We start from the raw sequence: 6,999 nt of genomic DNA, 5'->3' as shown, positions 1-6,999 counted from the left end.
GCTGCAGCCGGCCCTGGAGCAACAGCTGCCCGGAGTCGGTGGGGCCAAATTTGATCAGCCCGGGGGTGAACTGGACGTCGGCGGCCTCGATGGACTGGGCACCCGAGACGGGCTGACCGCTGCCCGAGACGAGGTCGTTGACCGAGAACGAGCGGTCGGTGTCGTCGTCGGCGAAGAGCAGCTTCTCTTCGCCGGTGGTGGCGTCGGTGATGCTGCCGTCGACCGTGAAGATCTGGTCCGATGCCATCTCGAGCTTGATGTCGCCGACGACCTTCAGCAGCGGGGCGAAGTCCTCGGCGTCCGGTGCCAGGCCGAGCGTCGTGACGCCGGAGACGTCGATGACGCCGTCGTCGCCGTAGCCGACCGTCCCCAGGGCGTGGACCTCCATCACTCCCCACCGGAAGGAGGTCTCGGCGTAGGCCGGGGTGGCAACGGTCACGAGAGCGCCGGCGCCGAGCGCGGCCGCGGCGACCACGGAGGCCACGCTGCGCATCCGCTGCGTTCGGGGGGTGTGCATGTGGTGTGGATGTCCTTCGCGGTGCTGCGCCGCCCGTGCGGGCGCTTGCAGGGCCGGGCGGTCCGGCGCGTCGCCCCGGCCCCGCGGGGCGTACCACAGAAGTAGTGCTCCGCGGTCGCACGTGTCGACCTACCCTGCTCATCGCCGCCGCGCGTCCGCGCTTGAGGCTTTCCATCCGGCGGTGTCGCTCATCCCACGCGACGCCGGGTGGTGGACAGCCGGGCTCCCGGGCCGGATGATCAGCGGTTCGACCGCGTCTCTAGGAGGAGAGCTGTGCGGACCCTGATCGTGACGTCCTTCGTGTCGCTCGACGGTGTCGTCGAGGCGCCCGGTGGTGAGCCTGGCTACCGCAACTCCGGCTGGACCTTCCAGGACATCGAGTTCGACCCGGCGGCGTACGAGCTCAAGGGCCGCGAGCAGGACGAGACGACCGCCCTGCTCCTGGGCCGCGTCAGCTACGAGGCGTTCGCGCCGGTGTGGCCGACGATGGAGGAGTTCGCCGGCTACAACGCGATGCCGCGCTACGTCGTGTCGACCACCCTGCAGTCCGACGACGAGCGCTGGCCGGCGACGATCCTGCGCTCGCTCGACGAGGTCGCCGAGCTCAAGCAGGCCGAGGGCGGCCCGATCGCCGTGCACGGCAGCGCCACGCTGGCCCGCGCGCTCACCGACGCCGGCCTGGTGGACCGCTACCACCTGCTCGTCTTCCCGGTCCTGCTCGGCGCGGGCAAGCGCCTCTTCAGCCAGGCCGACAAGGACAAGCAGATGCTGCGCGTCCTCGAGTCCGAGACCTACCCGAACGGCATCACGAAGCTCGTGTACGACGTCGTGCGCTGAGCGCCCGGCTGCCCCCTCCGGGAGCGCTCCCGCGCATGACCCGGCGTTCCGACGGCAATCTCCCGTGGCGTCAGGTGCGCGACGTCGTCCGCGCCGCCTCGACGTCCGGCAACGTGATGACGGCTGGAGGCGGTGCGACCGCCTCCAGCCGCGGCAGCACCCGGTCCAGCCAGCGCGGTGTCCACCAGTTCGCCCGCCCCATCAGCCGCATGAGGGCCGGCACGGTCACGATGCGCACCAGCGTCGCGTCCAGCAGGACGGCCACTGCGAGGCTGAAGCCCATGGCTTTGAACGCCAGCAGCCGGCTCGAGGAGAACGCAGCGAACACCGTGACCATGACGAGGGCGGCAGAGGTGATGGTGCGGGCCGTGTGCTCGAGCCCGAGCGCGACGGCCTGCTCGTTGTCGCCAGTGCGTGCGTGCTCCTCGCGCATCCGCGAGAGCAGGAACACCTCGTAGTCCATCGAGAGGCCGAACAGCACGCAGAACAGGAAGAGCGGCACCCACGCCTGGATCTGTCCCTCGGACGTGAAGCCGAGCAGGTCCGCACCCCAGCCCCACTGGAAGACGGCGACCATCAGCCCGTACGCCGCCCCGACCGACAGCAGGTTCATCACCACCGCCTTGGCCGCCAGCACGGGCGAGCGCAGCGTGGCCGTCAGCAGCAGCAGCGACAGCAGAAGCACGGTCCCGATGACCCAGGGCAGGCGCGAGTTCACCCGCGAGGTCAGGTCGAGGTCGCTCGCCCCCTGGCCGCCGACGAGGACCCCCGCAGGCAGGTCGTGCGCGCCCACGAGCGCGTCCCGCAGCAGCCGGATGGTCTCCTGGCCCTCCGCCGACTGCGTCACCGAGTTGCCGAGGACGACGACGCGCCCGACCGTGCCGTCGCGGCTGGCCCCCGCGACGGTGGCCGACACGACGCCGCGCACCTGCTCCGCGCGCGACGCCACTGCTTGCAGGGCCGCGGAGCCCGCTGCCGAGCCGGCGCCGGCGGGCGTGGGCACGAGCACCTCGACGGGGCCGGCCGCGCCGGGCCCGACGTCCTGCTGGACCTGCTCCATGACCGTACGCGGCCCCGACCCCTCGGGCAGCGTGCTCGCGCTCGGCTGCCCGAGACGGATGTCCAGCAGCGGCACGGCGCAGGCCAGTAGCACCGCGACCACTCCGGCCAGGAAGAGCGCCGGCCGTCGCATGACCAGCCGGCTCCAGCGGTACCACCCGCCACCCTCGCCGGTGGTCGGCCGGTGCCGGAACAGCGTGAAGCGGTCGACCCGGCCGCCGAGCATCGCGAGCACGGCGGGCAGCAGCGTGAGCGCGGCCGCCACGGCCAGGGCGACGACCACCATCGAGCCGATGGCCATCGAGCGGAACCCGGCGACGTCGACGAGGAACAGGCCGCCGAGCGCGACCATGACCGTGAGCCCCGACACCGCGACCGCGCGCCCGGCGGTGGCGACCGACCGCGCGATGGCGTCCTCCACCCCGAGCCCGTGCCGCAGCTCTTGCCGGAAGCGTGTGACGACGAAGAGCGCGTAGTCGATGCCGACCGCGATGCCGATGACCGAAGCCGTGTTCGTGACATAGATGCTCAGCGAGGAGACCAGGGAGAGCCCGTAGAGCAGCCCCAGCGTGACGACGAGGCTGGCCACGCCGAGCAGCACGGGCAGCCCGGCCGCGACGAGGCTGCCGAACGCCAGCAGTAGCACGAGCAGCGTCAGCGGGAAGCTGACGATCTCCGCCCGCTCCAGGTCCTTCTTCGACACCGCGTTCACGTCGACGTAGAGCGCCGCCCGGCCACCGACGTCCGCCGTCACGCCAGCGGGGACGGCCTCGTCGACCGTCTCGACGACGCGCTCGGCGGCGCGCACCTGGTCGTCCTGCCCGCCGGCGAGGGCGACGCTGAGGTACGCCCGGCCCGGCCCGGCCTCCTGCCCGCCGAAGCCGAGGCCGGGGCGTACGGCCAGAACGCCCTCGACGTCCTCGAGGGCCGCCGTCACGGCCGGGACCGCCGCCGCGGCGTCCTCCCCGCGCAGCAGCACGACCGCCGGGTCGGCCGCGCCGCCGTCGAAGTCGCGGCCGAGGGCCTCCTGCACCTGGTACGACTGCGACCCCGCCACGTCGAACCCGCCCGGCCCGAGCCGGTCGGGCAGCGCCAGCGCGAGCGGGGCGCAGGCGGCCGCCAGCAGCACCCACACCGTGACGACCGTGCGCCGCCGCCGGATGACGAGGTAGGCAAGCCGGGTCAGGATGTCCATGTTCGTCCCCCTCGGGAGCAGGGTAGGGCGGATCGCTCGCGAGGGCGACGGCGTTTCGGCGCGCAACGGCCGCCTTGCGCCCCGGCGGATCGAGCCCGGTCGGGCTGTCCGAGCGCGGACGCCCGGGTCAGGCGACCGCCTCGGCCTGCCAGGGCGCCGGCTCGGCGAGCACCAGGGCACGGTGCCGCTCGGCCCAGGCCCGCACGGCCACGCGCAACGCCGGCATCACGTCGGGCACCACGTGCGTGACCTCGATGGGGTGGCGGATGGTGGTGTAGGGGATGAAGGCGCCCAGCAGGTCGAGCACGCGCGACTGCTTCGCGTCGAAGTGCTGCCGGGCGAACGGCAGGTAGAACCGCTCCCAGCGCCGGGCGTCGAGCAGCGGGGTCGGCGGCAGCGGCGCGAGCCCGTGCTCCGCGCGCAGCTCGTCCATGACCTTCTGGCCGAGCGCGAGCACCTGCGCGACGGTCGGGGCAGCGCCCCCGCTACCGATCACGTCCACCACCGGCGCCGGTGGCGGCGTCCCCAGCGCCAGCTGCAGGATCCGCCGGGCCGTGTCGTCGACCGGGACGATCTCGAGCAGCGCGTCAGAGTGTCCGACGACGGCCGGCGCCGTGCTGCTCGCCATGCCCTTGAAGAAGAGATAGACGCCGCTGTAGCGCGCGACGTGCCCGTCGCTGCGCCGCCCGACCAGGAGCGGGGGGCGCGCGATGGTCAGCGGGCCCCGGTGCAGCTCGCGCACCAGCCGCTCGCTCGCCGCCTTGGACCACTCGTAGGTGTTGCGGTAGGCCTCGACCGCCGTCGGCTCGACCGAGCCGAAGTGGCCGCCGGCGTACGCGGTCGAGACGTGGACGAGGTGCGTGCCCGCGGACAGCACCTGCGCGAGCGCCTCGGTCGGGCGTACGTTCGCCGACACCGCCTGCTCGGCCGGCAGGTTCCACTTGGTGTTGGCCGCGGAGTGGATGACGACGTCCCACGGGCCCTGCGCTCCCGGCGGGGCGTTCTCGCGTCCCATGGCCCAGCGCAACACGCCGCGCTCCGCGTCCCCGCGCGACGTCACCCCCACGACGTCGAGCCCGGGCACCGCCCGCAGCTGCTCCAGGAGCTCCGTGCCGAGCACCCCGCCGGCTCCCGTGACGAGGACCCGTCGGGGGCTCATGCCGCCACCCGCTTCTCGATCTGCTGAAGCATGGTGCGCGAGTTCTCCTTCAGAGCTCGCTCGGCCACCGGGTTGAGCATGGCTGACAGCAGCGGGATGCCGATGTCGAAGTTGACGAAGAGGCGCACCCTCACCGTCCCGTCGGGTTGCTCCGTGACCGTCCACTCCCCCTCGAAGACCTCGAGGTCCCCGTCGGTCTGCTCGAAGACCACCTTGCGCTCGCCCTCGAGGACGACGTCACGCTCGACCCACTCCAGCGTGGAGCCCTTGAGCAGCACCGACCACTCGGTCTCCCGCGACCCGTCGGGCAGGCGCCGCAGCTCCTTCACCGACTTCACGGTCTCCATGTACCTCGGGTAGGACTCGACGTCCACCACCGCGTCCCACACCTGCTGGACCGGGGCGTGCATCGTCATCTCGACGTCGACTGTGGGCATGGCGCGTCATCCTTTGCGGGGCTGGGGGTCCGGCAGGTCTACGTACGACTCGGCGACCGCGAGCGCGGCGTCGAGAGCTTCGATCGCGCGGCGCAGCTGGGCCGGCGTCGTGACGAGCGGGGGCAGCAGGCGCAGCACCTCGGGGCGTCCGAGGCACGGTGAGACGAGCAGGCCCTGCTCGGTGAGGTCCACGAGCGCGGAGCCGGCGGTCGCGGGGCTGCTCATCTCCAGGCCCCACAGCAGCCCCTGGCCGCGCACCGCGGTGACGACGTCGGGGTGGCGGCGCCGCACGGCCTGCAGCGCGGCCTCCATCTGCTCGGGAAGGCCGGTGACGTCAGCCAGCCGTTGCGTGACGTCGATCGCGGCCAGGCCTGCGGCGCAGGAGAGCGGGTGGCCGCCGAACGTCGAGGTGTGCAGGAACGCGTCGGCGGCCAGTGGCGCGTAGAGGCGCTCGGAGCACACGGCTGCGGAGAGGGGGAGCACTCCGCCGCCGAGGTGCTTGCCGAACAGCACGGCGTCGACCTCGAGGCCCCACTGCAGCGCCAAGGACGCCGGGCCCGCGCGGAAGAGCCCGGCCTGCACCTCGTCCGACACCACGAACCCGCCGGCGGCGCGCACGTCCTCGGACCAGCGCCGCAGCACGGCGGCGTCGAGCACCCGGACCCCGCCCTCGCCCTGCACCGGCTCGAAGACCAGGCCCGCCACGTCGCCGCGGGCGAGCTCGCGGGCCGCGGCGTCGGGGTCGGCCGGGTCCAGGTGAGTGGTCGGAGCCAGGAACTGCTCCAGGCCGCTGCGATACCTCGGCCAGTACGTCGCGGAGAGCGCGCCGAGCGTCTTGCCGTGGAAGGCCCCTTCGACCGCGAGCATCCGGGGCCGGCCCGAGGCGACGCGCGCGAGCTTCAGGGCGCACTCCACCGCGTCCGCGCCGCTCTGCCCGATCCACACCCGGGGCAGCCGCTCCGGGGCGAGCAGGCCGACCAGCCGCTCGGCGAGGGCGGCGGTCCGCGGGTTGGCGAGGACCCGGGTGGACGTCGTCATCCGCGCCAGCTCCCCCGCCACGGCGGCCACGACCTCGGGGTGGCGGTGCCCGAGCAGGCCGACGCCGTAGCTGCCGAAGTCGACGACGGCCCGGCCGTCGGAGAGCACCACCTCGGCCCCGCTGCCGCACTCCTCCACGGCGCCGGCGGCGAGCAGCTTCTGCCCGCGGGCCTGGGCCGGCGACATGTGCCGCCGCACCTTAGCGAGCGTGGCCCGGGCATCGACGGGCGGGCCGTCCGCAGCCGAGGCGGTGGCGAGGGGCGGGGACACGGCGGTCACTTCTCGAGCTCGAACGTGATCGGGGCGCCGAGGCAGGCCGCGCCGACGCCGGTGTCGCAGACAAGCAGCGCCGGCGGGTGGTGGTGGACCGCGAGGGAGTCGAGGGCGAGCGCGGCCGCCTGCTGGCCGGAGGTGTAGAGCCGCGAGCCGATGACGGGCGCGAGCGCGGAGAAGACGCGGTCCCGCACGGAGCTCGCGGTCGCACGGACGCCCATGGCCGCCGCGAGCGCGGCGTCCGGTGAGAGGTGGCCCTCCTCCCAGGCGCGGGCGAGCCACTGGGTGGCGCCGGTCAGGGCCAGCACCTCGCGAGCGGCACTGCCCACCAGCGGGGCGACGGGCCCCGTCGGGGAGGAGGCCTTCCGGCGGGCGCCCTCGCTCGCGAGCTCGACCACGCTCGTCAGCACCCCGGAGTAGGTCGCGCCCATGAGGACCGCGAACCACACGAAGCCCATGGTCACGATCGGGTCCATCGAGCCCG

General features: G+C 73.7%; 6 protein-coding genes and 1 pseudogene. 1 reads left to right on the top strand and 6 read right to left on the bottom strand.

Translation table 11 applies throughout. The annotated features are described in order from the left end of the window. Positions 1-517, bottom strand: a 517-nt coding sequence (locus G9H71_RS20165; protein ID WP_166284578.1) for a hypothetical protein, incomplete at its 3' end; no start/stop codon positions are given. Positions 518-790: 273 nt separating this feature from the next. Here G9H71_RS20165 and G9H71_RS20160 point away from each other — a divergent pair. Beyond that, on the top strand, positions 791-1,354 hold the full coding sequence (locus G9H71_RS20160; protein WP_166284577.1) for a dihydrofolate reductase family protein: 564 nt from the start codon (positions 791-793) through the stop codon (positions 1,352-1,354). A 70-nt stretch (positions 1,355-1,424) separates the two neighbouring features. Here G9H71_RS20160 and G9H71_RS20155 read toward each other — a convergent pair whose 3' ends face one another. The 5 genes and pseudogenes from G9H71_RS20155 to G9H71_RS20135 form a co-directional block, all read right to left on the bottom strand. After that, positions 1,425-3,608 carry an MMPL family transporter gene (locus G9H71_RS20155; protein WP_166284576.1) on the bottom strand — a complete coding sequence of 728 codons (2,184 nt, stop codon included), beginning with the start codon at positions 3,606-3,608 and terminating at the stop codon, positions 1,425-1,427. A gap of 127 nt (positions 3,609-3,735) precedes the next feature. Next, positions 3,736-4,767: an SDR family oxidoreductase gene (locus G9H71_RS20150; RefSeq protein WP_166284575.1), complete on the bottom strand. Its 1,032-nt coding sequence runs from the start codon at positions 4,765-4,767 to the stop codon at positions 3,736-3,738. Next, positions 4,764-5,204: a type II toxin-antitoxin system RatA family toxin gene (locus G9H71_RS20145; protein ID WP_166284574.1), complete on the bottom strand. Its 441-nt coding sequence runs from the start codon at positions 5,202-5,204 to the stop codon at positions 4,764-4,766. The genes G9H71_RS20150 and G9H71_RS20145 overlap by 4 nt, the downstream gene beginning before the upstream one ends. 6 nt (positions 5,205-5,210) lie before the next feature. After that, positions 5,211-6,512: an aspartate aminotransferase family protein gene (locus G9H71_RS20140; RefSeq protein ID WP_331273147.1), complete on the bottom strand. Its 1,302-nt coding sequence runs from the start codon at positions 6,510-6,512 to the stop codon at positions 5,211-5,213. A 5-nt stretch (positions 6,513-6,517) separates the two neighbouring features. Beyond that, a pseudogene (locus G9H71_RS20135) lies at positions 6,518-6,999 on the bottom strand (acyl-CoA dehydrogenase family protein); the annotation flags it as partial.

It is taken from the genome of Motilibacter deserti (assembly GCF_011250635.1).
Lineage (GTDB): Bacteria > Actinomycetota > Actinomycetes > Motilibacterales > Motilibacteraceae > Motilibacter_A > Motilibacter_A deserti.
This window is presented reverse-complemented; position numbering and strand designations above follow the sequence as displayed.

What these genes read in the sequence shown, in the direction of transcription:
- G9H71_RS20150 (WP_166284575.1), bottom strand. Translation starts at nt 4,767, where the DNA reads ATGAGCCCCCGACGGGTCCTCGTCACGGGAGCCGGCGGGGTGCTCGGC.
- G9H71_RS20145 (WP_166284574.1), bottom strand. Translation starts at nt 5,204, where the DNA reads ATGCCCACAGTCGACGTCGAGATGACGATGCACGCCCCGGTCCAGCAG.
- G9H71_RS20155 (WP_166284576.1), bottom strand. Translation starts at nt 3,608, where the DNA reads ATGGACATCCTGACCCGGCTTGCCTACCTCGTCATCCGGCGGCGGCGC.